General features: G+C 59.4%; 19 protein-coding genes and 1 tRNA gene. 18 read left to right on the forward strand and 2 right to left on the reverse strand.

The window, feature by feature from the left end:
* The first annotated feature begins 88 nt into the window (after window positions 1-88).
* The 17 genes from dnaG to AACY18_RS05170 all read left to right on the forward strand — a co-directional run bounded on the left by dnaG (window position 89) and on the right by AACY18_RS05170 (window position 21,377).
* Window positions 89-2,053, forward strand: a complete 1,965-nt coding sequence (dnaG, locus tag AACY18_RS05090; protein WP_339433335.1) for a DNA primase — start codon at window positions 89-91, stop codon at window positions 2,051-2,053.
* A 67-nt stretch (window positions 2,054-2,120) separates the two neighbouring features.
* Window positions 2,121-3,968: an RNA polymerase sigma factor RpoD gene (gene rpoD / locus AACY18_RS05095; RefSeq protein ID WP_339433294.1), complete on the forward strand. Its 1,848-nt coding sequence runs from the start codon at window positions 2,121-2,123 to the stop codon at window positions 3,966-3,968.
* A 126-nt stretch (window positions 3,969-4,094) separates the two neighbouring features.
* Window positions 4,095-7,841: a bifunctional diguanylate cyclase/phosphodiesterase gene (locus AACY18_RS05100; RefSeq protein ID WP_339433293.1), complete on the forward strand. Its 3,747-nt coding sequence runs from the start codon at window positions 4,095-4,097 to the stop codon at window positions 7,839-7,841.
* Window positions 7,842-7,856: 15 nt separating this feature from the next.
* Window positions 7,857-7,933, forward strand: a tRNA-Ile gene (locus AACY18_RS05105).
* Window positions 7,934-8,330: 397 nt separating this feature from the next.
* On the forward strand, window positions 8,331-8,639 hold the full coding sequence (locus AACY18_RS05110; RefSeq protein WP_339464502.1) for a DUF3077 domain-containing protein: 309 nt from the start codon (window positions 8,331-8,333) through the stop codon (window positions 8,637-8,639).
* A 156-nt stretch (window positions 8,640-8,795) separates the two neighbouring features.
* On the forward strand, window positions 8,796-9,539 hold the full coding sequence (locus AACY18_RS05115) for a HipA family kinase (RefSeq protein WP_339430219.1): 744 nt from the start codon (window positions 8,796-8,798) through the stop codon (window positions 9,537-9,539).
* A complete protein-coding gene (locus tag AACY18_RS05120) occupies window positions 9,536-10,345 on the forward strand; it encodes a DUF3037 domain-containing protein (RefSeq protein WP_339430220.1) in 810 nt (269 codons plus the stop codon). The genes AACY18_RS05115 and AACY18_RS05120 overlap by 4 nt, the downstream gene beginning before the upstream one ends.
* A gap of 121 nt (window positions 10,346-10,466) precedes the next feature.
* Window positions 10,467-10,928, forward strand: a complete 462-nt coding sequence (locus tag AACY18_RS05125) for an Lrp/AsnC family transcriptional regulator (protein ID WP_007966501.1) — start codon at window positions 10,467-10,469, stop codon at window positions 10,926-10,928.
* Between the two features lie 204 nt (window positions 10,929-11,132).
* Window positions 11,133-12,815, forward strand: a complete 1,683-nt coding sequence (locus AACY18_RS05130; RefSeq protein WP_339464440.1) for a flavin monoamine oxidase family protein — start codon at window positions 11,133-11,135, stop codon at window positions 12,813-12,815.
* Window positions 12,816-12,827: 12 nt separating this feature from the next.
* Window positions 12,828-13,622 carry a carbon-nitrogen hydrolase family protein gene (locus tag AACY18_RS05135; RefSeq protein ID WP_339430222.1) on the forward strand — a complete coding sequence of 265 codons (795 nt, stop codon included), beginning with the start codon at window positions 12,828-12,830 and terminating at the stop codon, window positions 13,620-13,622.
* 38 nt (window positions 13,623-13,660) lie between these two features.
* Window positions 13,661-16,075: a pyrroloquinoline quinone biosynthesis protein PqqF gene (gene pqqF, locus AACY18_RS05140; protein ID WP_339464442.1), complete on the forward strand. Its 2,415-nt coding sequence runs from the start codon at window positions 13,661-13,663 to the stop codon at window positions 16,073-16,075.
* Between the two features lie 163 nt (window positions 16,076-16,238).
* Entirely contained in the window at window positions 16,239-16,313 is a 75-nt protein-coding gene (gene pqqA, locus AACY18_RS05145; RefSeq protein WP_003422658.1) for a pyrroloquinoline quinone precursor peptide PqqA, read from the forward strand.
* A gap of 81 nt (window positions 16,314-16,394) precedes the next feature.
* A complete protein-coding gene (gene pqqB / locus AACY18_RS05150; RefSeq protein WP_339430224.1) occupies window positions 16,395-17,306 on the forward strand; it encodes a pyrroloquinoline quinone biosynthesis protein PqqB in 912 nt (303 codons plus the stop codon).
* A 128-nt stretch (window positions 17,307-17,434) separates the two neighbouring features.
* Window positions 17,435-18,187 (forward strand): pyrroloquinoline-quinone synthase PqqC, encoded by a 753-nt coding sequence (gene pqqC / locus AACY18_RS05155; RefSeq protein ID WP_100846463.1) that lies wholly within the window; start codon window positions 17,435-17,437, stop codon window positions 18,185-18,187.
* Window positions 18,184-18,459: a pyrroloquinoline quinone biosynthesis peptide chaperone PqqD gene (gene pqqD / locus AACY18_RS05160; RefSeq protein WP_339464443.1), complete on the forward strand. Its 276-nt coding sequence runs from the start codon at window positions 18,184-18,186 to the stop codon at window positions 18,457-18,459. The genes pqqC and pqqD overlap by 4 nt, the downstream gene beginning before the upstream one ends.
* A gap of 7 nt (window positions 18,460-18,466) precedes the next feature.
* Complete coding sequence (gene pqqE / locus AACY18_RS05165; protein ID WP_445261949.1) at window positions 18,467-19,603, forward strand: pyrroloquinoline quinone biosynthesis protein PqqE; 1,137 nt, start codon at window positions 18,467-18,469, stop codon at window positions 19,601-19,603.
* Window positions 19,569-21,377: an alpha/beta hydrolase family protein gene (locus AACY18_RS05170; protein ID WP_339464445.1), complete on the forward strand. Its 1,809-nt coding sequence runs from the start codon at window positions 19,569-19,571 to the stop codon at window positions 21,375-21,377. Before pqqE ends, AACY18_RS05170 begins: the two co-directional genes overlap by 35 nt.
* Before the next feature lie 135 nt (window positions 21,378-21,512).
* On the opposite strand, the gene AACY18_RS05175 is transcribed toward AACY18_RS05170, so the two are convergent.
* Window positions 21,513-21,671, reverse strand: a complete 159-nt coding sequence (locus tag AACY18_RS05175) for a YqaE/Pmp3 family membrane protein (RefSeq protein WP_003228885.1) — start codon at window positions 21,669-21,671, stop codon at window positions 21,513-21,515.
* 196 nt (window positions 21,672-21,867) lie between these two features.
* Window positions 21,868-23,136, reverse strand: a complete 1,269-nt coding sequence (locus AACY18_RS05180; RefSeq protein WP_339464446.1) for an aspartate aminotransferase family protein — start codon at window positions 23,134-23,136, stop codon at window positions 21,868-21,870.
* A 169-nt stretch (window positions 23,137-23,305) separates the two neighbouring features.
* Here AACY18_RS05180 and AACY18_RS05185 point away from each other — a divergent pair, with 169 nt between their 5' ends.
* A complete protein-coding gene (locus AACY18_RS05185) occupies window positions 23,306-24,235 on the forward strand; it encodes a LysR family transcriptional regulator (RefSeq protein ID WP_339464447.1) in 930 nt (309 codons plus the stop codon).
* Window positions 24,236-24,357 lie beyond the last annotated feature (122 nt).

Here is a 24,357-nt window from a genome sequence, read left to right on the forward strand (position 1 = left end):
AGCCGCACATTTTGCGCGCTTCGAGCAACGAACCGTGTTCGGCCGCCCTTCGCATCGGACTTATTACAGCGCAGACGACGAGAACGCCATGGCCGGGCTGATTCCCCAGAGCTTTATTGACGACCTCCTGAACCGCACCGACATCGTCGACGTGGTCAGCTCGCGTGTGCAACTGAAAAAAGCCGGCAAGAACTACACCGCCTGCTGCCCGTTTCACAAAGAGAAAACCCCCTCGTTCAGTGTCAGTCCCGACAAGCAGTTCTATTACTGCTTTGGCTGCGGCGCTGGCGGTAATGCCCTCGGCTTTCTTATGGATCACGACAACCTGGACTTCCCCCAGGCTATCGAAGATCTGGCGAAAGCTGCCGGCATGGAAATCCCCCGCGAAGAAGGTGGCCGTCAGCACAAACCGCGACAGCCGACCGACTCGCCGCTGTATCCGCTGCTTAGCGCCGCCGCCGACTTTTACCGGCAGGCACTGAAGAGCCATCCATCGCGCAAAGCCGCAGTGGATTACCTTAAGGGCCGTGGGCTGACTGGCGAGATCGCTCGGGATTTCGGCCTCGGCTTCGCACCGCCCGGCTGGGACAACCTGCTCAAGCATTTGAGCAGCGACACATTGCAGCAAAAAGCCATGATCGACGCCGGCCTGCTGATCGAGAACGCCGAAACCGGCAAACGCTATGACCGCTTCCGTGATCGCGTGATGTTCCCGATCCGCGACACCCGAGGCCGGATCATCGCTTTCGGTGGGCGCGTGCTCGGCGATGACAAGCCCAAATACTTGAACTCGCCGGAAACCCCGGTATTCCATAAAGGCCAGGAACTCTACGGCCTTTATGAAGCACGCAAGAACAACCGCAACCTCGACGAAATAATCGTCGTCGAGGGCTACATGGACGTCATCGCCCTCGCCCAGCAAGGCTTGCGCAATGCCGTCGCGACACTGGGCACCGCCACCAGCGAAGAGCACTTGAAGCGCTTGTTCCGCGTCGTGCCGAACGTACTGTTCTGCTTTGACGGCGACCAGGCCGGCCGCAACGCCGCCTGGCGCGCACTCGAAGCAACACTGTCGAGCCTGCAAGACGGTCGCCGCGCGCGATTCCTGTTCCTGCCCGAGGGCGAAGACCCGGACACCCTGGTCCGCGCCGAAGGCACCGATGCTTTCAAAGCCCGAATCAATCAGCACGCCCAACCGCTGGCGGATTATTTCTTCCAGCAACTGACAGAAGAGGCCGATCCACGCTCACTCGAAGGCAAGGCCCACATGGCCACCCTCGCCGCACCGTTGATCGACAAAGTACCGGGCGCCAACCTGCGCATCCTGATGCGTCAGCGCTTGACCGAAATCACCGGCCTGAGCAGCGAAACCGTCAGTCAACTGGCGCAAAGTGCGCCGCAGGAAGCGCCACCCGCCTACGATCCGGGCATCGATTACGACGCAATGCCGGACTACAGCGACTACCATCAGCCGCAGGCACAGGACATGTATGTGCCGCAGCAAGAGTGGACGCCAAAGAAACCCGGCGCCGGCGGCAAGAAGTGGGACAAGAAACCCTGGGACAAGAATGGCAAGCGCGGCGGAGATCGTGATCAACAACGCCCGCGCACGCCCATCGGCGTGGAGTCACCGACCCTGACGGCCCTGCGCACACTGCTCCATCACCCGCAATTGGCCGAGCGCGTCGAAGACGCCGGGCACATCGCGGATGAAAATCAGACCAACGCCCAGTTGCTTGTGGCGCTGCTCGAAGCCGTACAGAAGAATCCCAAGCTAAACTCATTTCAGTTGATCGCACGATGGCACGGCACTGAACAGGGTCGCTTGCTCAAGGCGCTGGCAGAAAAGGAGTGGTTGATTGACGGAGATAACCTTGAACAACAGTTTTTCGACACCATTACTAGCTTGTCAGCCCGCCAACGCGAGCGAAATCTGGAACAGTTGCTCAGCAAAGCGCGTCAAAGCGAACTGAGTATCGAAGAGAAAAATCAACTGCGCGACCTATTGAGTCGCAATGTTTCCGCATCAAACCCGACCTCAACTGGCGCGTGAGGTCATAGCTCAGGTATAATCCTCGGCTTGTTTTTTGCCCGCCAAGACCTTCAGTGGATAGGGTGTTATGTCCGGAAAAGCGCAACAGCAGTCTCGTATTATTGAGTTGATCAAACTGGGTCGTGAGCAGAAGTATCTGACTTACGCCGAGGTCAACGACCACCTGCCCGAGGATATTTCAGATCCGGAGCAGGTGGAAGACATCATCCGCATGATTAACGACATGGGGATCCCCGTACACGAGAGTGCTCCGGATGCGGACGCCCTTATGTTGGCCGACGCCGATACCGACGAGGCCGCTGCGGAAGAAGCAGCCGCTGCGTTGGCAGCGGTGGAGACCGATATCGGTCGCACCACCGACCCGGTGCGCATGTACATGCGCGAAATGGGTACGGTCGAGCTTCTGACTCGTGAAGGCGAAATCGAAATCGCCAAGCGGATCGAAGAGGGCATCCGTGAAGTGATGGGCGCGATCGCGCACTTCCCTGGCACGGTTGACCACATTCTCTCGGAGTACACCCGCGTCACCACCGAAGGTGGTCGCCTGTCCGACGTTCTGAGCGGTTATATCGACCCGGACGACGGCATCGCGCCGCCTGCGGCAGAAGTGCCGCCGCCTGTCGATCCGAAGGCCGTGAAAGCGGACGACGATTCCGACGACGATGAAGCCGATTCTTCCGATGACGAAGAAGAAGCCGAAAGCGGTCCGGATCCGGTTATCGCTGCCCAGCGTTTCGGCGCTGTGTCCGATCAGATGGAAATCACGCGCAAGGCTCTGAAAAAGCACGGTCGCAGCAACAAGGCAGCGATTGCCGAGCTGCTGGCTCTGGCCGAGCTGTTCATGCCGATCAAACTGGTCCCGAAGCAATTCGAAGGCCTGGTCGAGCGTGTTCGCAGTGCCCTGGATCGCCTGCGTCAGCAAGAGCGCGCGATCATGCAGCTGTGCGTACGTGATGCACGCATGCCTCGCACCGATTTCCTGCGCCAATTCCCGAGCAACGAAGTTGACGAAAGCTGGTCCGACGCCCTGGCCAAAGGCAAGAGCAAGTACGCCGAAGCCATCGGCCGTGTTCAGCCGGACATCATTCGTTGCCAGCAGAAACTGATCGCGCTGGAAACCGAAACCGGTCTGACCATCGCAGAAATCAAGGACATCAACCGTCGCATGTCGATCGGTGAGGCCAAGGCCCGCCGCGCGAAGAAAGAGATGGTTGAAGCGAACTTGCGTCTGGTGATCTCGATCGCCAAGAAGTACACCAACCGCGGCCTGCAATTCCTCGATCTGATCCAGGAAGGCAACATCGGTTTGATGAAAGCGGTGGACAAGTTCGAATACCGCCGCGGTTACAAGTTCTCGACTTATGCCACCTGGTGGATCCGTCAAGCGATCACTCGCTCGATTGCCGACCAAGCCCGCACCATCCGTATTCCGGTGCACATGATCGAGACGATCAACAAGCTCAACCGTATTTCCCGCCAGATGTTGCAGGAAATGGGTCGCGAACCGACCCCGGAAGAGCTGGGCGAGCGCATGGAAATGCCTGAGGACAAGATCCGCAAGGTATTGAAGATCGCTAAAGAGCCGATCTCCATGGAAACCCCGATCGGTGATGACGAAGACTCCCATCTGGGTGACTTCATCGAAGACTCGACCATGCAGTCGCCAATCGATGTCGCCACTGTTGAGAGCCTTAAAGAAGCGACCCGTGACGTACTGTCCGGCCTCACTGCTCGTGAAGCCAAGGTACTGCGCATGCGTTTCGGTATCGACATGAACACCGACCATACGCTTGAAGAAGTCGGCAAACAGTTTGACGTGACCCGTGAGCGGATCCGTCAGATCGAAGCCAAGGCGCTACGCAAGTTGCGCCACCCGACGCGAAGCGAGCATCTGCGCTCCTTCCTCGACGAGTGATACCAGAACCCCCGGCCCAGGCCGGGGGTTTTGTTTATGTAGAAGATTAAAGTCCTCGCTCCCCCCTCCCCCCGCATACCCCGTCTACACTCGAAACAATCACCCTTGAGCCATAACGAGAGCGTTATGCCCAGACTGGCGTCCGTGCTTTTTTTGCTGTCACTGATGATCTGGACCGCAACGGCTGCCGCGCTGACTCTGACCGATGAAGAACGTAGCTGGCTGGCGGCTCACCCCGACTTGCACTTGGGTGTGGATGCATCGTGGCCGCCCTTTGAGTTTCGCGATGACCAGGCACGCTATCAGGGCTTGGCGGCTGACTACATCGACGTCATACGCCAGCGTCTGGCGATCAAGCTCACACCTATCGAGCCTTCGAGCTGGACGCAAGTCCTGGAACAGGTCAAAAGCGGCAAGATCGACCTGCTGCCGGGGATCATGTCCACCCCGGAGCGCCAGAACTACCTGTCGTTCACCCGCCCTTACCTCGACTTCCCGATTGTCATTCTGTCCCATGTCGGCGGCGCGCAACCGCGCAAGATAGAAGACCTCTACGGCCTGAAAATTGCCGTAGTGAAAAACTATGCGCCCCACGAATTGCTTCGCCTCAACCACCCGGACCTGAATCTTGTCGCCATGCCCAATGTCAGCTCGGCATTGCAGGCACTGGCGACCGATGAGGTGGACGCGGTGGTCGGCGACCTCGCTTCAAGCGTCTGGAGCCTGCGTCAACTCAAGCTCGACGGTTTGTATGTCAGCGGCGAAACCCCGTATCGCTATCAACTGGCGATGGCTGTGCCGCGCGAGAACAAAATGCTGGTGGGCATTCTGGACAAAGTCCTGGCAGACATGACCCCGGCTGAAATCAGCAGCATTCAAGAGCATTGGGTCGGTAACGTCCTCGATCACCGAACGTTCTGGTCTGACTTGCTGGTTTACGGCCTTCCCGGTCTGTTGTTGCTGGTCATCATTCTGGCCGCCGTCATCCGCATCAATCGGCGCCTGAGCTCGGAAATCGCGCGACGTATCGACCTGGAACAGGAACTGCGCAGCAGCGAGTACCACTATCGCGGCCTGGTGGAGAGCCTTTCGGCCATTGCGTGGGAGGCGCGTATAAGCGACTTCACTTACAGCTATGTATCGCCCCACGCTGAAGACCTGCTCGGTTATCCGCTGGCGCATTGGCTGGTCCCCGGCTTCTGGCGCAACATCATCCATCCGGCGGATCTGACTCGCGCCCAGAGCTTCTGCGATCACGAAGTGCTGGCAGGACGCGATCACAGCCTCGATTACCGGGTTATCACCGCCGACGGTCGCTGTCTGTGGGTGCGCGACATCGTCAGCCTGATCGAACACGGCCACGAACCGGTGATGCGTGGACTGATGATCGACATCAGCGAGACCAAGCGCACCGAAGAAGCCTTGCGGCTCTCGGAGCAGAAATTCGCCTCGGTCTTCCAGCAATGTCCGGACATTCTGGTGATTGCGCGGCTATCCGACGGTTGCCTGCTGGAGGTCAACGAAGCCTTCGAGGAGCAGATAGGCCTGAAAGCCGAAGAAGTCATCGGCCAGACGGCCACCGACCTGAATATCTGGGGCATTCCCGGCGTGGGTCCGGGGTTGTTGCAGCGCTTGCAGGCCGGCAGCATCCGCAACCTGGAGATGCCCTTCCGGCGCAACAACGGCCAGGTGTTCACCGGCCTGATCTCCGCCGAGCCGTTCGACCTCGACACGACGCCTGCACTGGTGGTGGTGGTGCGCGACATCACTCAGCTCAAGGAAACCCAACAGCAACTGCAAACCTCGGAGGAGAAATTCGCCAAGGCCTTTCACGCTTCACCGGACGGTTTGCTGCTGTCACGCCAGAGCGACGGTTTGCTGCTGGAAGTCAACGAAGGTTTCAGCCGCATCACCGGCTTCAACAGCGCGATGTCGGTAGACCGCTCGGCGCTGGACCTGGGGATCTGGGTCAACCTCAACGAACGCAAGCAGATGCTCGACCTGCTGCATCGCGACGGCTTCGTCCGCGACTTCACCTGCCATATCCGCCGCAGCGACGGGCAGATCCGTCTGTGCGAAGTGTCCAGCCGTCCGCTGCCGATCGGCGAAGAAGACTGCATGTTGACCATCGCCCGCGACATCACTGAACGCCACCTGATGCAGGAAAAACTGCAACAGGCTGCGACCGTGTTCGAGAGCACTGCCGAAGGCGTATTGATCACCGATACCCAGCAACACATCAGCGCGGTCAACCGAGCCTTCACCGAGATCACCGGCTATAGCGAAAGCGAGGCGCTCGGCCACACCCCTCGCCTGCTCGCCTCGGGCCTGCACGACAGCGCGTTTTATGCCGCCATGTGGCATCAACTGACCCACGAGGGTCACTGGCAGGGCGAGATTTCCAACCGGCGCAAGAACGGCGAACTGTATCCGAGCTGGCTGACCATCAGCGCCGTGCGTAACCGCGACAAATTCATCACTCACTTCGTTGCGGTGTTTGCCGACATCTCCAGCCTCAAGCATGCCCAGGCCAAACTCGACTACCAGGCCCACCACGACCCGCTCACCGGCCTGCCGAACCGTACGCTGTTCGAAAGCCGCTTGCTGATGGCGCTGAACAACCAGCAGGAAAACGGCAGCCAAGGGGCGGTGCTGTTCCTGGACCTCGACCGCTTCAAACACATCAACGACAGCCTCGGCCACCCCGTCGGTGACCTGCTGCTCAGGGGTATCGCGGTTCGGTTGAAAGAACAAGTGCGCGACATCGACACCGTCGCGCGGCTAGGCGGCGACGAATTCATCATCCTGCTCCCGGGCCTGCAACAGGCGAGCGACGCCGACAATATCGCCACCAAACTGCTCAATTGCTTCGGTGCACCGTTCCAGGCCGGCGAACACGAGTTCTTCATCAGCGCCAGCATCGGCACCAGTATGTATCCGCGCGACGGTTGCGACGTGGCCACCCTGGTGAAAAACGCCGACGCCGCGATGTATCGCTCCAAAGCCAAGGGCCGCAACCGCGTCGAAAGCTACACCCGCGACCTCACCGCCCAGGCCAGCGAACGCGTGGCGCTGGAACACGAACTGCGCCGGGCCATCGAACGCGATGAGTTGCATCTGTATTACCAACCGAAAATCAGTCTCGACGACCACAGCCTGGTGGGCGCCGAAGCACTGATTCGCTGGCGTCATCCGACCTTCGGCGACGTACCGCCCGAGCACTTCATCCCATTGGCCGAAGAGAACGGAATGATTCTGCAGATCGGCGACTGGGTGCTGGAAACCGCCTGCCGGCAAATGTTTGAGTGGAATCAGCTCTACGAAAGCCTCGGCCCGCTGTCGGTCAACCTCGCCGGCGCGCAATTGCGCCAGCCGAACCTGCTCGGACGCATTGAACAACTGCTCAAGGACAACCGCCTGCAGCCAGGCTTACTGCAACTGGAAATTACCGAAAACTTCATCATGAGTCAGGCCGAAGAGGCGCTGGCCGTCTTGCACCAGCTCAAACACCTCGGTGTACAACTGGCGATCGACGACTTCGGCACCGGCTACTCCTCACTCAGTTACCTCAAACGCCTGCCGCTGGACATCCTCAAAATCGACCAGTCTTTCGTTCGCGGACTGCCCGACGACCCCCACGACGCGGCGATTGTGCGCGCCATCATCGCGCTGGGACGGAGCATGCAATTCACCGTAATCGCCGAAGGCGTGGAAACCCAGGCCCAACAGAAATTCCTCGCCGCCGAAGGGTGCGAACAGATCCAGGGCTACATCGTCAGCCTTCCCCTGCCGCCCGAAGAATTCGCCGCAACGTTTCTTCGTATTGCCGTATCGGATTTTTCGGATAGCACAGCCGAGAAACCATCGCTATAATCCGCGGCCTACTGAGGGCCTATAGCTCAGTTGGTTAGAGCAGAGGACTCATAATCCTTTGGTCCACGGTTCAAGTCCGTGTGGGCCCACCACATTTGAAAGCCGCGCTAAATGCGCGGCTTTTTATTGGGCGATGGTTTGGTCTATACGAGTGCAATGCTCGGAAGACTTCCCCGAGGGCTGTAGGCAAGTTCCGAAGCGGTGGTTTGAGGCGGTTTGGCGCCTGTTGGGCTTTTCTTTGACGGGATACTCTCAAGGCGTCGCTGCTCATCAGCGGCCGGGCTTGGAAACCCGATTAAATTAATGACAACAACGCTCTGCCTTCGTGATCGCAAAGATTTTTAGTCTGCGATCCAGATTTATGACGGCTGCGCGCGGGACGTCTTCGGACGTGCCGGTTTCCTGATTTTCCGGTTTCCAACCTGCGCGCAGCTGTCACCCATTCGCATGGAAACGAATGCGGTGCCTCTTCAAATTAGGAGTATCACCCTGACTGAAAAAGACTCGTCCACGCCTTCTGACCTGAAAACCATCGGCCTTACCCCCTTCATCTACGGCTCCAATCAACCCCTTTTCCACGTCAGCGCCGGCCTCCCGACCGGCGTTGCTCTGTCTCAAGCCTCCGACCTGCTGTTTCTCGTCAAAGCCTTCGCTGAAGACGCCGCTTACGACAAAAAAACTGACCGCTATGCCTGGGGCGCTCATTTTCTGGCGGCGATGAGCAAAGCGGTGATTGATGATGTGGTGAAGGTCATCAACCATCAACGCTTCACGACACGCAACCAAACGCAGGTTTAGCACGACCTTCCTCGATTTGCGCCCCGGTGAATCGAGGCGTCGATGCCACTACAGCCTGATATCCAATGATATGTAGCCTGGAAATGATTAGGAGGCATGGTGCATCGAGAAGCAGACCAGTATTGTCTGCCAAGCAGATTTATGAGGGAGCCATGAATGGCCGTCGGTAACTACGTAGAAGCGGTGGAGATCATTCGTCGACTGGAAGGAGGGATAACACGCCCATTCCTGTGTCGTGCAAACAATGACCAGCACTATGTGGTCAAAGGCTTGGAACTGCCGCCCGCCGAACGCATTGCCGAACTACTCTGCGCTCGTTTGGCTGCCCAGTTCGGCCTGCCGATCCCCGAGCACGGCTGCATCTATGTCGATCCAGCCTTGTTGCGTTATAACCCGCAAGCTCGCAGTGATCTCGGTCCCGGGGACAGTTATGCCCTTGCCTACATCGCCGATGCGGCTGACCTGCTGTATTCACAAGCACTACTGGTTCCGAGCAGCCTTCAAAAAGCCGTCTTCGTTTTTGATTACTGGGTCGGTAACAGTGATCGTCAGTTGGGACCATTTGGTGGGCGCCCGAATCTGCTGATGTGCACTACCAACAATCAGCTACAGCTGATCGATCACAACCAGGCATTCCAATGGCCACTGGATGCTTCAGGGTTTGCTGAAAGCCATGTGTTTGGCCCCGAAAATCGGGCATGGCGTTTGGATCTGGTCGACAAAGTTGAATACGCTCAGCGGATGCATGACACTGCTGGACGGTTTCGTGACATATGCTCAGATATTCCCGAGGAGTGGTGTGAGTCCATCGGAGCACTCGGACTGGAAACACTGCTTGAGGAAATCGAACGCAACCTGATGCTTTGCCAATCGGACGAATTCTGGAGCGTCCTGAAATGAAATACACCTGCCTTTACAGCATTGTGCGCTTCGCGCCTTTTGCGGAAACCGAAGAGTTTGCCAATGTGGGCATCGTTCTCTCGGCGCCTGCTATTGGCCGTATGGAGTACAAACTCGCTCGTAAAAATCTAAAACGGGTCAATCATTTCTTTGAGTGCAGCAACCTTTTCGGCAAGGCGATGGAAATAGCCCAAAACGAACTGGACAGCATTCGCCTCATGTCAGCAGGCGCTCAAGAGTCGCAGATCGTTAACCACTTTCGATTCATGACGGAGCCGAAGGAGTCGATGATTCGCTTCAGCCCCATGCGATCAATACTTGTAGAAAACCTCGACGCGACCCTCGCTACGCTGTTCAACCGCTACATAGATCGCCAAGGCATAGGCCGCGAGCGGCGCGAAGAGGTCATGGTTCGAGAGATTCGAGAATTGTTTTCGCAAGCATCTATTCGTAGTTTTCGCGATGACACCCTGACTGGCGACCTGACTAAACTGCATCTCCCCTTGGTGCATCGCAACAAGGTCGTGGCAGCTATCAAACCCTTGGCTTTTGATCAGTCAGAGCCCAGCGCAATACTCGATCACTGCGATCAGTGGCTGATGAAATTCGTGAGAGCGGAACAGGAAGGCATAATTCAGCTGCAAAACGTGCTCATACCCGTTAGCACTCCTGCAGAGACTGAATCACCTCGCCACCGCAGAGCGGTGCAAGTTGCCAAGCAAAGTATTGAGGCACATGGTCTACAGCTGGTTGATTTTCAGGCAACACAGAAAATCGCCGACTTCGCACAGCGCTACGCTCAATAGTCGATATTCGCTCGATAGGCACCGCAACTGCGCGGCTTTTCCGTTTTTGTGTGATGTCTATATCTCACCCGTTGAGCCTGTAACATGCGCAACCCATAGACCCGCGACCATGGAGCCCCCCTTGCCCGACACCCGCCCACCCGCGCTTGATGAAATCGACCGCCAGTTGATCGCCGCTCTGCAAATCAACGCCCGCGAAAGCGTCGCCATGCTCGCCCGGCAGTTGGGCATTGCGCGCACCACCGTGACTTCAAGGCTGGCACGCCTGGAAAAGGCCAAAGTGATCACCGGTTATGGTGTGCGTTTGGGACAACGCGTGGTCGATGGCGGGTTGCAGGCGTATGTCGGGATCAAGGTGCAGCCGCGCTCCGGTAAAGAGGTGTTGCGCCGGTTGAGTGCGATGGCGCAGGTGCAGCAGTTGTGTGCGGTAAGCGGCGAATTTGATTATGTGGCGTGGTTGCGCACGGATTCGCCGGAGCAACTGGATCAACTGCTGGATCAGATTGGCAGTGTGGATGGGGTTGAGAAGACCACCACGTCGATCATCTTGAGTAGCAAGATTGATCGGGGACAGCCGGTTTAATCGCGGGTGGCTGAGAGAGCCTCATCGCCAGCAGGCTGGTTCCCACAGTGCGGTGTGTAGCACTGGCTCGTCACTTTGATCGATAAACTGGCAAAACGACGACACTTTGCGTCTTATTAACGTGTCCCAGGCTCCCTAGAATGGCTGGCATCTTTTCCTATACTCAGACGCGCATCCAGCGTCGGGTCGCCAGCAAGGTCAGCCATGAACAAGAACAATCGCCATCCTGCAGACGGTAAAAAGCCAATCACCATTTTCGGTCCGGACTTTCCGTTCGCCTTCGATGACTGGATCGAACACCCGGCCGGCCTGGGCAGCATTCCCGAGCATCACCACGGCGCTGAAGTGGCGATCGTCGGCGCCGGCATCGCAGGTCTGGTGGCGGCTTATGAGCTGATGAAGCTTGGCCTCAAACCGGTGGTTTACGAGGCCTCGAAGCTGGGCGGCCGCCTGCGCTCGCAAGCGTTCAACGGCACTGACGGTATCGTCGCCGAACTCGGTGGCATGCGTTTCCCGGTGTCCTCCACTGCGTTCTATCACTACGTCGACAAACTCGGCCTCGAAACCAAGCCCTTCCCCAACCCGTTGACGCCCGCCTCCGGCAGCACCGTGATCGACCTGGAAGGCAAAACCCATTACGCACAAAGCCTGAAGGATCTTCCTGCCCTGTTTCAGGAAGTGGCTGACGCTTGGGCCGATGCATTGGAGGCGGGATCACAGTTCGCCGATATCCAGCAAGCCATTCGCGACCGTGATGTGCCGCGCCTTAAAGAGCTGTGGAACACTCTGGTGCCGCTGTGGGATGACCGCACCTTCTACGATTTCGTCGCCACGTCCGAGGCGTTCGCCAAGTTATCGTTCCATCACCGCGAAGTGTTCGGTCAGGTTGGTTTCGGCACCGGCGGCTGGGATTCTGACTTTCCCAATTCGATGCTGGAAATCTTCCGGGTGGTGATGACCAACTGCGACGATCACCAACATTTGGTGGTCGGCGGCGTTGAACAAGTGCCGCAGGGTATCTGGCGCCATGTGCCACAGCGCTGCGTGCACTGGCCTGAAGGCACCAGCCTGAAGTCCCTGCACCGTGGCGCGCCACGTTCAGGCGTGAAGAAAATTGCCCATGCGCCCGATGGCCGTTTCGCCGTCACCGACAACAACGGTGACACCCGCGAATACGCCGCCGTGCTGACCACTTGCCAGAGCTGGCTGCTGACCACGCAGATCGAATGCGACGAAACCCTGTTCTCGCAAAAGATGTGGATGGCGCTCGACCGCACCCGCTACATGCAATCGTCGAAAACGTTCGTGATGGTCGATCGGCCGTTCTGGAAGGACAAGGACCCGCAAACCGGGCGCGACCTGATGAGCATGACCCTCACCGATCGCCTGACCCGTGGTACCTATCTGTTCGATAACGGCGACGACAAACCGGGCGTGATCTGCCTGTCGTACTCGTGGATGAGCGACGCCTTGAAGATGCTGCCGCACCCTGTGGAAAAGCGTGTGGAACTAGCGTTGAACGCGTTGAAAAAGATCTACCCGAAAGTCGACATCGCCGCGCGGATCATCGGCGATCCGATCACGGTGTCGTGGGAAGCCGATCCGCATTTCCTCGGTGCATTCAAAGGCGCCCTGCCCGGCCACTATCGCTACAACCAGCGCATGTACGCGCACTTCATGCAGGACGACATGCCAGCCGAACAGCGCGGGATTTTCATCGCCGGTGACGACGTGTCGTGGACGCCGGCCTGGGTCGAAGGCGCGGTGCAGACTTCGCTCAACGCGGTGTGGGGGATCATGAACCATTTCGGCGGTTCTACACATAAAGAGAACCCGGGCCCGGGTGATGTGTTCAAAGATATCGGCCCTATCGCCCTGCCTGAGTAAGAGGAATCCCTGATGCGTGTAGCCCTTTACCAATGTCCACCGCTGCCACTGGACCCCGCCGCCAACCTGCAACGCCTGCATCGATTGGCGATGGAGGCCAAAGGCGCCGATCTGTTGGTGCTGCCGGAGATGTTCATGACTGGCTACAACATCGGCGCCGAGGCGGTCAGTACATTGGCCGAGGTCTACAACGGTGAATGGGCGCAACAGATCGGCCGGATCGCCAAGGCTGCCGGCCTTGCGATTGTGTACGGTTATCCCGAGCGCACTGCCGACGGGCAGATCTACAACGCTGTGCAGATGATCGACGCCCAAGGCGAACGCTTGTGCAATTACCGCAAGACACACCTGTTCGGTGATCTCGATCGCTCGATGTTCAGTCCGGGCGAAGACGCGTTTCCCGTGGTTGAACTCAATGGCTGGAAGCTCGGTTTCCTGATCTGTTACGACCTGGAATTCCCGGAAAACGCCCGGCGTCTGGCCCTGGCAGGCGCCGAACTGATTCTGGTGCCGACGGCGAACATGATTCCGTTCGATTTCGTCGCTGACGTCACTGTCCGCTCGCGTGCCTTCGAGAACCAGTGCTACGTGGCTTACGCCAACTACTGCGGCCATGAAGGTGACATTCACTATTGCGGGCAAAGCAGCATCGCCGCGCCGGACGGCAGCCGCAGGGCTCAGGCCGGTCTGGATGAGGCCTTGATCGTCGGCGAACTGGATCGGCAGTTGATGATCGACTCCCGCGCCGCCAATCACTACCTCAGCGATCGCCGCCCCGAGCTTTACGGCGCGCTGAACCAGCGCTAATCCGCTAGCATTGGCACTTCACTGTTCTGGAAGTGCCCATGCCTGCGCCGACTCCCCCCCGCCCCCACACCGAAACCCTGGCCAACGGCTTGCGCGTAACCCTGCGTCATGCGCCCGGTTTGAAGCGCAGTGCCGCCGCGTTACGGGTGGCTGCCGGCAGCCATGACGTGCCCTTGGCGTGGCCGGGGCTGGCGCATTTTCTTGAGCATTTGCTGTTCCTCGGCACTGAGCGTTTTCCTGCGAGCGAAGGGTTGATGGCCTACGTGCAAGGTCACGGCGGGCAGGTGAATGCCAGCACTGACGAGCGTACGACTGACTTTCTCTTTGAGTTGCCGACGCAATCGTTCAGCGGCGGGCTTGAGCGTCTGTCAGACATGCTCGCCCATCCGCGTATGAATCTGGACGATCAGTTGCGGGAACGGGAAGTGCTGCAGGCGGAATTTATCGCTTGGTCGCAAGATCCTGCGGCGCAGCAGGATCTTGCGTTGTACCAAGGTTTGCCAGCCGAGCATCCCTTGCGCGGGTTTCATGCGGGGAATCGGGCCAGCCTGCAAGTGGAGCAGCCGGCGTTTCAAGAGGCGTTGAAGGATTTCCACCAGCGGTTTTATCGCACCGGGCAAATGACATTGAGCCTGGTGGGGCCGCAGAGCCTTGAACAATTGCGCGCACTGGCCGTGCAGTTTGCGGCGACGTTGCCGGCCGGGGATCACGTTGCGCAAGCCGTGAGCCTGCCGCTGGCGGTGAGCCGTTATCAACAGGTCGGTGAACAGCGCTGCAATCTGCTGTTTGCGTTCGACGCGTTGCCCGAGTCGTCGGCTGAGGCGATGGCGTTTCTCTGCCATTGGCTCAACAGCGCCAAACCAGGTGGATTGCTGGCGTACTTGCGGGCACAGGCTCTGGCTGACGGCCTGCACGCAGCGCCGCTGTATCACTTTGCCGGGCAGGCCTTGCTGCATCTGGCGTTCAATGCACCCGCCGAATCGCTGGGTGCCATTGGCGAACACGCGCGCGACTGGCTGAGTTTCTTCGCGCAACAGGATTGGGTGCCGCTGCGCAAGGAATACGCCGCCGTGCTTGCGCGTCAACAACAAGTCAGCGCTGCGTTGCCACTGGCGCGGCTCGATAGCGAGCAACTCGAAAGCGGTTTGTCGGAATCGGGCGCGAGCGCGCTGAAACGAATGCTGCGTGAAATGGGCACGGTGGATAACTTCAGTCACCACTGGCACCTGCCCGCCGCCAATCCTTTCCTGCGGGCCAACGAGCCGCTGGCCAACGCCGGACTGATCCGCGGACAAACCAGCGCCCACCGAGGCCTGCGCACGTTTGCTCAGGATCGTTCACGCGGGCGTCGCGAACGTTCGCCAATGCAATTGAGTCAGGCCTTGCCGGACAACGGTGATGACGGGGCGATTTATCTGCGCTGGCAACTGGAGGCGGCGGCCTCTGCAGCTCTGCAATCGAGGCTGCTGCGCAGTCTGCGAGCAACTCAGGATGATGCGCGTCAGGCCGGGGTCGAGTTATCGCTCAGCATGGGCGGCAATCAATGGCTGTTGAAACTGACCGGGCTGCAAGAGCCCATGCCCAGCGTCCTTGAGCACGCGCTGAAATGTCTGACGCAAGTTGACACCGATTCCCTGCCGGGTGAGGCGCAAGCGGCGTTGATACCGATCCGCCAACTGCTCAAGGCACTCCCGGAGCATTATCTGCAACCCGCGAACACCTGCGATGACGCCAAACACCTGTGGACAACTTCTCGCTGGGATGGCCTGGCGTTGGGCCTTCATCCACAGACCCAATCGGCAATGGGCCTGGCCCTGAGCCGTATTCCCGGCGTACCGGACAATCAGTTGCCGGCACCGACAGCGCTCACCACACAACATTTGTGGCACCCCATCGAGACAGCGTCCAGCGAACACGCCTTGTTACTGTTCTGCCCGACCGCCGGGCGCGACATCGCCGACGAAGCCGCATGGCGCTTGCTCGCACAGCTTTGCCAGACGCCGTTCTATCAACGCCTGCGGGGCGAGTTGCAGTTGGGTTACGCCGTGTTCAGTGCACTGCGGCAAATCCATGGAAAGGTTGGGTTGCTGTTCGGCGTGCAATCACCAAACGCCACGACTACAGAATTGCTCGGCCACATTCAGCAATTCCTTGAAGGCATGTGCGCATTGATCGAATCCACCGACGAGGCCTGTCTCGACCAACAGCGCCAGCGCCTGGCGGATCAGTTCGACAGCACCCATCTGCCTTTCAAGGACGCTGCCGAACTGCTCTGGCAGGCCAAACTCGCCGGCCACCCGTCGGATTATCTGGAGCAACTGGTCGCGGCAATCGGCCAACTGAGTCGAACGACATTGCTGGCCGCTGCGCAACGGTTGACCGCTGCCGAAGGCGGCTGGCACTGCCTCGCCAGCGGCCCAATACCGGGCGCCCCCTGGCAAGCGGGAAAATGATCATTACCGAGGCTGCAAGGAGCTTTCTCAAAGATTCACGGACAATCCCTCTGAAATTTTGAGTAACATAGCCGCCTAACTATTTGGAACGTCCCTGCGCTGCCGTGGACTATACCTATGGATAGCGCTATCCCACCCGCCCTTTCAATGAAGGAGTCACCTGATGTCCTGGACAAAACCGGCTTATACCGACCTGCGTATCGGCTTCGAAGTCACCATGTACTTCGCAAGCCGCTGAGTTCTGCCTCGTCAGAATTGCAGTGCAACGCCTCGGCTCGCCGAGGCGTTTTATTTTCAGCGTTGAAATGATGGAGCGTTCATGTTCGTCCAGATTCTGGGTTCGGCCGCCGGTGGCGGTTTTCCGCAGTGGAACTGCAACTGCGTCAACTGTGCAGGCTTTCGCGACGGCAGCCTGAATGCCAAGGCCCGCACCCAATCGTCCATCGCCATTTCCGATGACGGCGTGAACTGGGTGTTGTGCAACGCCTCGCCGGACATCCGCGCCCAGTTGCAGAGCTTCGCTCCGATGCAACCGGGCCGTGCGCTGCGCGACACCGGGATCAGCGCGATCATCCTGATGGACAGCCAGATCGACCACACCACTGGCCTGCTCAGCCTGCGCGAAGGCTGCCCGCATCAGGTCTGGTGCACGGACATGGTTCACGAAGACCTGAGCACGGGTTTTCCGTTGTTCAAAATGCTCACCCACTGGAATGGCGGGTTGAACTGGAACCGCATCGAACTCGATCAAAGCTTCACCGTCGCCGCGTGCCCGAACCTGCGCTTCACCCCGCTGCCATTGCGCAGCGCCGCACCGCCCTACTCGCCGCATCGTTTCGACCCGCACCCGGGCGACAACATCGGCCTGATCGTCGAAGACCTGAAGACTGGCGGCAAACTGTTCTATGCCCCGGGTCTGGGCAAGGTTGACGCGCCGTTGCTCGAGATCATGGCGGGCAGCGATTGCCTGCTGGTCGACGGCACAATGTGGGACGACGATGAAATGCAGCGCCGTGGCGTCGGCACCCGCACCGGTCGCGAGATGGGCCATCTGGCGCAGAACGGCCCTGGCGGCATGCTCGAAGTGCTGGAACAGCTTCCCGAGCAACGCAAGGTGCTTATCCACATCAACAACACCAACCCGATTCTCGACGAGGATTCGCCGCAGCGCGCGGAACTGGCGCGGCGTGATGTTGAAGTGGCGTATGACGGCATGAGTATTGTGCTGTAGCGACCGGCCTCTTCGCGAGCACGCCCGCGCCCACAAGCAGACTGCATTCCAACGTGGGAGCGGGCTTGCTCGCGAAGGCATCAGACCAGACACCCAGGATCCCAACGGTTGTTCCCCGGAGAACCGCAATGACCGACCAACCGATGTCCCCCGCCGAATTCGAAGCGGCCCTGCGCGCCAAAGGCGCCTACTACCACATCCATCACCCGTATCACGTGGCGATGTACCAGGGCCGCGCCACCCGCGAACAGATTCAGGGCTGGGTTGCCAACCGCTTCTACTATCAGGTGAATATTCCGCTGAAAGACGCGGCCATCCTCGCCAACTGCCCGGATCGCGAAATCCGCCGCGAATGGATTCAGCGCCTGCTCGACCACGACGGCGCCCCCGGTGAAGACGGCGGCATCGAAGCGTGGTTGCGCTTGGGCCAAGCCGTCGGCCTCGATCCGGATCAACTGCGATCTCAGGAACTGGTGTTGCCCGGCGTGCGTTTCGCCGTCGACGCCTACGTCAACTTCGCCCGCCGGGCCAGTTGGCAGGAGGCCGCCAGCAGTTCACTGACCGAACTGTTCGCACCGCAGATCCACCAATCGCGCCTCGACAGTTGGCCGCAACATTACCCGTGGATCGACCCGGCCGGTTACGAATATTTCCGCACCCGCCTCGGCCAAGCGCGCCGGGATGTCGAGCATGGCCTGGCGATCACCCTTGAGCACTACAAGACCCGCGAGGGCCAGGAGCGCATGCTGGAAATTCTCCAGTTCAAACTGGACATTCTTTGGAGCATGCTCGATGCCATGAGCATGGCTTACGAACTGAACCGCCCGCCGTATCACAGCGTGACCGAGCAACGGGTCTGGCATAAAGGAATCACCTTATGAGTTTTGATCGCAGCAAGATCCCGACCTGGCGTCCCGGCTACCGTTTCCAGTACGAGCCGGCGCAGAAAGGCCATGTGCTGCTGTACCCCGAAGGCATGATCAAACTCAACGACAGCGCTGCGCTAATCGGCGGTCTGATCGACGGTGAGCGCGATGTCGCGGCGATCATCGCCAAACTCGACGAGCAGTTCCCCGACGTGCCCGAACTCGGTGACGACATCGAGCAATTCATGGAGGTTGCCCGTGCGCAGCACTGGATCGAACTTGCCTGATTCATCGGTGCAAGTACCGCCCAAGCCAGAGATCGGCCTGCCGCTGTGGCTGCTCGCCGAGCTGACCTACCGCTGCCCGCTGCAATGCCCGTACTGCTCCAATCCGCTGGATTTCGCCGAGCAGGGCAAAGAGTTGAGCACCGAGCAGTGGATCAAGGTGTTCCGCGAGGCGCGGGACATGGGTGCGGCGCAACTGGGTTTTTCCGGTGGCGAACCGCTGGTGCGCCAGGATCTCGCCGAGCTGATCGGCGAGGCACGCAAGCTTGGGTTCTACACCAACCTGATCACCTCGGGCATTGGGCTCACAGAGCAGAAAATCAGCGACTTCAAGAAGGCTGGCCTCGATCACATCCAGATCAGTTTTCAGGCCAGCGACGAGCAGGTGAACAACCTGCTCGCCGGCTCGAAAAAAGCTTTCGCGCAGAAGCTGGAAATGGCCCGTGCGGTGAAAGCCCACGGCTACCCGATGGTGCTGAACTTCGTCACTCATCGGCACAACATCGACAAAATCGACCGCATCATCGAGCTGTGCATTGCGCTCGAAGCGGATTTCGTCGAACTCGCCACCTGCCAGTTCTACGGCTGGGCACAGCTCAATCGTGTCGGTCTGCTGCCGACCCAGGAACAACTGGTGCGCGCCGAACGTATCACCAACGAATACCGCGCCAAGCTGGAAGCCGAAGGGCATCCGTGCAAGCTGATTTTCGTCACCCCGGACTATTACGAAGAACGCCCGAAAGCCTGCATGAATGGCTGGGGCAGCATCTTTCTGACCGTCACACCGGACGGCACTGCCCTGCCCTGTCATGGCGCGCGACAACTGCCGGTACAATTTCCCAACGTGCGCGACCACAGCATGCAGCACATCTGGTACGACTCGTTCGGCTTCAACCGCTTTCGCGGGTACGACTGGATGCCCGAGCCGTGCCGCTCCTGCGACGAGAAGGAAAAGGACTTCGGCGGCTGTCGCTGCCAGGCGTTCATGCTCACGGGTGACGCGAGCAATGCCGACCCTGTGTGCAGCAAATCCGAACATCACGGTGTGATCCTCAAGGCCCGCGAAGAAGCCGAGCACGCCACTCAAACCATCGAACAACTGGCCTTTCGCAATGAACGAAACTCACGCCTCATCGCCAAAAGCTGAGCCTTTCAGCGCCGCTCAAGCCGTCGCCGCCGGGATGGATTTCGCCGAACTGCAACTGGGTAGCAACGGTTTGTTCTGGAATGAATATCGCCCGGAGGATGCGGCGTGCCGGATCTGGCATTGGCGCGATGGCCTGGCGAGATGTCTGACGCCCGAAGGTTTCAGCGTGCGCAGCCGCGTGTACGAATATGGCGGTGGCGCGTTTTGTCTGACACCCGACGGGGTGGTTTTCGTCGGCGAGGCGGATCAGCAGTTGTATCGACAGGCGCTGGATGGTCAGCCTGAAGCGCTGACGTCGGGTGAGTGTCGCTACGGCGATCTGCATGTTGCCCAGGGTCGGGTCTTGGCAGTGGAAGAACACCACGATCAACATCGCTTGGTCGCGATTGATCTGGCTGACAGCACGCGTCATGTGCTGGCCGAGGGCGCGGACTTTTATGCCGCGCCGATCATCAGCCCGGATGGCCAGCGTTTGGCGTGGATCGAGTGGAGCCGGCCGCATCAACCGTGGACTTCGACTCGGTTGATGGTGGCTGGGCGCTCGGCTGACGGGGGCTTTTCAGCACCACGTTGCCTGGCGGGTGACGGGGTTGAGGAGTCGATCCAGCAACCGCGATTCAATACCGAAAACCGCTTGTTTTGTCTGACTGATCGCGGCGGATTCTGGCAGCCGTGGGGCGAAACAGACGATGGTCTGCAAGCGTTGCCAAGCGCCGAAGCCGATCATGCGCCCGCGCCTTGGCAACTGGGTGGCTGTACTTGGTTACCCGTTGGCGACTCGTATCTGGGCAGTTGGAGTGAGGGCGGCTTCGGTCGTCTGACGCTCGACGGTGAAGACTTCACCGGCGACTACAGCCGCTTGCGTCATCTGGCACTGGATCAGCAATTCATCTATTGCATCGCGGCCTCGCCGATCAGCCCTTCGGCGGTGATCGCCATTGATCGCGCATCCCACGACGTAACAGTGCTGGCCGGTGGCGTCGCACCGTTGCCCGCCGAACGCATCAGCCGTCCACAAACCCTGCGTTACCCCAGCGGTTCGGGAGAGGCTCACGGGTTCTTTTATCCGGCCATGGGCGGTGAAGTGAAACCGCCGCTGGTGGTGTTCATCCATGGCGGCCCAACCTCGGCCTGCTACCCGATGCTTGACCCGCGCATCCAGTACTGGACGCAACGTGGCTTCGCCGTCGCTGACCTCAACTATCGCGGCAGCAGCGGTTATGGCCGCGAATATCGGCAGGCGTTGCATCTGAGCTGGGGCGATGTGGATGTCGAAGATGCTTGCGCAGTGGTGGGGTATCTCGCCGCACAAGGGCTGATCGACGCTGAACGTGCGTTCATCCGTGGCGGCAGCGCGGGCGGCTACACCACGCTTTGTGCCTTGGCGTTTCATCAGGTGTTTCGTGCCGGCGCCAGCCTTTATGGGGTCAGCGATCCGGTGGCGTTGGCTAGAGCGACGCACAAGTTCGAGGGGGATTATCTGGATTGGCTGATCGGCGATCCCGAGCAAGACGCCGAACGCTACGCCGCCCGCACGCCGTTGCTGCACGCAAGCAACATCCGCGTGCCGGTGATTTTCTTCCAGGGTGAACTGGATGCTGTCGTAGTGCCGCAACAGACCCGCGACATGGCCCAGGCGCTGGAGCGCAACGGCATTGCGGTCGAGGCGCATTACTACGCCGATGAGCACCATGGCTTCCGCCGCGCAGTCAATCAGGCGCATGCGTTGGAGCAGGAGTGGACGTTTTATCGGCGGGTGATGTTGGCGGACTGAGATCCACGCCCACTTTCATCCATCGAGTCGCCCCATTCGCGAGCAAGCCCGCTCCCACAGGAGATTTGTGAACAACACACATCCAGTGCGGGAGCGGGCTTGCTCGCGAAGACTATTTACCTGACGCCGCAGAACTCAACGCTTGGCGATGATGTAAACCGCATGCACGATCCCGGGAATGTAGCCGCACAACGTCAGCAAAATGTTCAACCAGAACGCCCCGCCAAACCCGACCTGCAGAAACACACCCAGCGGCGGTAACAGAATAGCGATGATGATGCGAATAAAGTCCATGGGGCAGCTCCTGAGTGGGGGCTGGCTCATTTGAGCCATACAAGCTAATCGACCTTTGCCGTTCGTCAGGGTTCACTGCATCTGACTGCTGTTTGCCACTACTGCGTACAAAAAAACGCCCCACGCCAAAAGAATCAGGCGTAGGGCGTGCGTTATACCGCGAGACGGTTCTTGAATTCGGGTAAGACAGTTCGGATCAGACGGCAATCCCTTTGCGGCATTGCATCTGTGCGCCAAGCACGCGGGAGAAGGCTCGGGCCAGGCGCAGGAGCATTTCGTCGATGTTGGCTTTGCTGACAGTGAGCGCCGGGGTGAAGCGCAGGCAGTCGGGTTGCGCAGCGGTGAGCAGCAGGCCTTCGTGCCGTGCGGCCTGGACCACAGCTTCGACTGAATCGTCCGACAGGGTGAGGCCCCAGAACAACCCTTGACCACGCAACTCGCCATGGCCGTAGCGATGAGCCAAACGCGCAAGACCTTCGCGCAGATGCTGGCCGTTGTCTTTGACCTGTTCAAGAAAGGCCCGGTCCTGCACGCTGTCGAGTACCACCAGACCGGCCGCTGTCATCAGCGCGTTGCCGTGATGGGTGCCGCCCAGTTCACCGGGTTCGAAACAGCAAGCCTTGCCTCGTGCCAGCAGCGCCGCCAATGGCACGCCACCACCCAGACCTTTGCCCAGTACGACGATATCGGCACGAACGCCGTAGGATTGTTCGGCAAGCAAGGTGCCGCAGCGGCCGATGCCGGTCTGCACTTCGTCGAGAATCAGCAGAATGCCCAACTCGCGGCACAGACGCTCAACGCCTTTGAGGTAATGCTCGGTGGCCGCAACCACCCCGGCATCGCTCTGGATCGGCTCCAGCATGATGGCCACGGTCTGCGCATCGACCGCCGCGTGCAGGGCCGGCAAATCGTTGAACGGCACGCGGTCGAAACCCGGCAGCAACGGAGCGAAACGGTTGTGCAGGTTGCCACTGTCCGACGCTGAAATCGTCGCCAGACTACGGCCATGACAGCCCTGTTTCGCAACGATGATCCGCGAGGCGCCACCGCGATGCAGTTGGCCCCACTTGCGCGCCAGTTTGATTGCCGCTTCACAGGCTTCGCTGCCGCTGTTGAGCAAATAAGCACGATCGCTGGAGGTGCTGGCGCACAGGCGTTCGACAAGGCTGAGCATGCCGCGATTGTGCAGGTTGAAACCAGAATTGATCAGCGCCTGGGCTTGACTGGTGATGGCTTTCACCAGCGCTGAAGGACTGTGACCGAGACTGTTGGCGCCGCCCGCCTGGGAAAAGTCCAGATAAGCCCGGTCGTTGCTGTCCCATAGCCAAGAACCCTGGCCCCGGACGAACACCTGGTGTGGTCGCTCGACGCTCGGCATCAGGCGCTCGCCGGTATCGGGCGGGGCGGCCTCGAATGAGAGGTCATCAAGGCTTGGCGTCTGGCGCCGCAAACTGAACAGATTCATTGAAAAAAACCTCGCTTGGGGTTTTTTGAACTGCCTATGCAAACACTGTCGAAGCGAACGTTCTTCATCGCGCTTTCTGGCCCTGTAAGCCTTGTGAATGCGGGTAGACTAGGCCCACTGACGGCTTCGAGCCATTTCGATTTCCCAGCATTTTCGATAAGTGTTACTTATGGATTTCAAACAACTGCGTTATTTCGTCGCGGTCTACGAAGAAGGCCATGTCGGCCGGGCTGCTGAGCGGCTGTCGATCTCGCAACCGGCGTTGTCGCAGCAGATCCGCCAGCTTGAGCAGAACCTCGACGTCACCCTGTTCGAACGCAGCAGCAAACGCCTGCTGCCGACGCTGGCTGCGCACACGCTGTACAACCACGCGCAGCCCTTGCTCGATGGCTTGCAACGGGCGCGCGAGGCGCTGGGTAACTTCAAGGGTCAGGCGTTGCGCACGCTGGCGATTGGTGTGCTGCAAACCGTACACACCGGCCTGGTGCCGCAACTGCTCGAACGCGTGCGCAAGGCCCAACCGCATCTCGTTGTGCAAATCTATGAGTTGACCGGGCTGGAGATCGAACGGCGCCTGCTCAATGGTTCGCTGGACATCGGCATCAGTTATCTACCGCCGCGCCAACCGGGCCTCCATGGCGTGATGCTGTACGAAGATGAACTGACGCTGGTCATCCCGGCGGATCATCCATTGCGTGAATTCAAGAAAGTATCGATGCGCCAAGCGGCCGAATTGCCAATGTTGCTGCTGGGGGAAGAATTTCAGATTCGTCAGATCTGGCAGGCACAGCTGACCAGCCTCGGACGGCGCCCGCAGGTACAGGCCGAGCTGAACAATATGGTGGGGATTCTCGACAGTCTGCCGCACACCAAACTGGCGACGGTGCTGCCGGGACGTTCTCAGAAGGAGTACCACGATCAGGACCTGCTGTGGAAACCGCTGAGCGAACCTCGGGTGCCATTGAAAGTCGGGCTGGTGTGTCGCGATGTGCAACGTCAGCAGGCTTCTTTGGCGCTATTGCGCACATTGCTGGAAGAGGTGATGGCGCGTGAGGAGAGACCGCTTACAGGCGCATCGCCACTGGTCCCCTTGGCCTGAGACTTTTCTGCGGGAAAAAGAAAACCCCGCCGAAGCGGGGCTTTGCAGACTGTTTCCCTGACATCCATTTCACTCCGCCACCCTGGCAGAATCCTACGTGTCCGTGTTGTTGCTTTGCGCTT

Source organism: Pseudomonas sp. EA_65y_Pfl2_P74 (assembly GCF_963970575.1).
In the GTDB taxonomy this organism is placed as follows: Bacteria; Pseudomonadota; Gammaproteobacteria; order Pseudomonadales; family Pseudomonadaceae; genus Aquipseudomonas; species Aquipseudomonas baetica_A.

Excerpts from the sequence above, each read along its gene's own strand:
- dnaG (WP_339433335.1), top strand. The coding sequence starts at position 89 with ATGGCCGGGCTGATTCCCCAGAGCTTTATTGACGACCTCCTGAACCGC.
- rpoD (WP_339433294.1), top strand. The coding sequence starts at position 2,121 with ATGTCCGGAAAAGCGCAACAGCAGTCTCGTATTATTGAGTTGATCAAA.
- AACY18_RS05100 (WP_339433293.1), top strand. The coding sequence starts at position 4,095 with ATGCCCAGACTGGCGTCCGTGCTTTTTTTGCTGTCACTGATGATCTGG.
- AACY18_RS05115 (WP_339430219.1), top strand. The coding sequence starts at position 8,796 with ATGGCCGTCGGTAACTACGTAGAAGCGGTGGAGATCATTCGTCGACTG.
- AACY18_RS05120 (WP_339430220.1), top strand. The coding sequence starts at position 9,536 with ATGAAATACACCTGCCTTTACAGCATTGTGCGCTTCGCGCCTTTTGCG.
- AACY18_RS05130 (WP_339464440.1), top strand. The coding sequence starts at position 11,133 with ATGAACAAGAACAATCGCCATCCTGCAGACGGTAAAAAGCCAATCACC.
- AACY18_RS05135 (WP_339430222.1), top strand. The coding sequence starts at position 12,828 with ATGCGTGTAGCCCTTTACCAATGTCCACCGCTGCCACTGGACCCCGCC.
- pqqF (WP_339464442.1), top strand. The coding sequence starts at position 13,661 with ATGCCTGCGCCGACTCCCCCCCGCCCCCACACCGAAACCCTGGCCAAC.
- pqqB (WP_339430224.1), top strand. The coding sequence starts at position 16,395 with ATGTTCGTCCAGATTCTGGGTTCGGCCGCCGGTGGCGGTTTTCCGCAG.
- pqqC (WP_100846463.1), top strand. The coding sequence starts at position 17,435 with ATGACCGACCAACCGATGTCCCCCGCCGAATTCGAAGCGGCCCTGCGC.
- pqqD (WP_339464443.1), top strand. The coding sequence starts at position 18,184 with ATGAGTTTTGATCGCAGCAAGATCCCGACCTGGCGTCCCGGCTACCGT.
- AACY18_RS05170 (WP_339464445.1), top strand. The coding sequence starts at position 19,569 with ATGAACGAAACTCACGCCTCATCGCCAAAAGCTGAGCCTTTCAGCGCC.
- AACY18_RS05175 (WP_003228885.1), bottom strand. The coding sequence starts at position 21,671 with ATGGACTTTATTCGCATCATCATCGCTATTCTGTTACCGCCGCTGGGT.
- AACY18_RS05180 (WP_339464446.1), bottom strand. The coding sequence starts at position 23,136 with ATGAATCTGTTCAGTTTGCGGCGCCAGACGCCAAGCCTTGATGACCTC.
- AACY18_RS05185 (WP_339464447.1), top strand. The coding sequence starts at position 23,306 with ATGGATTTCAAACAACTGCGTTATTTCGTCGCGGTCTACGAAGAAGGC.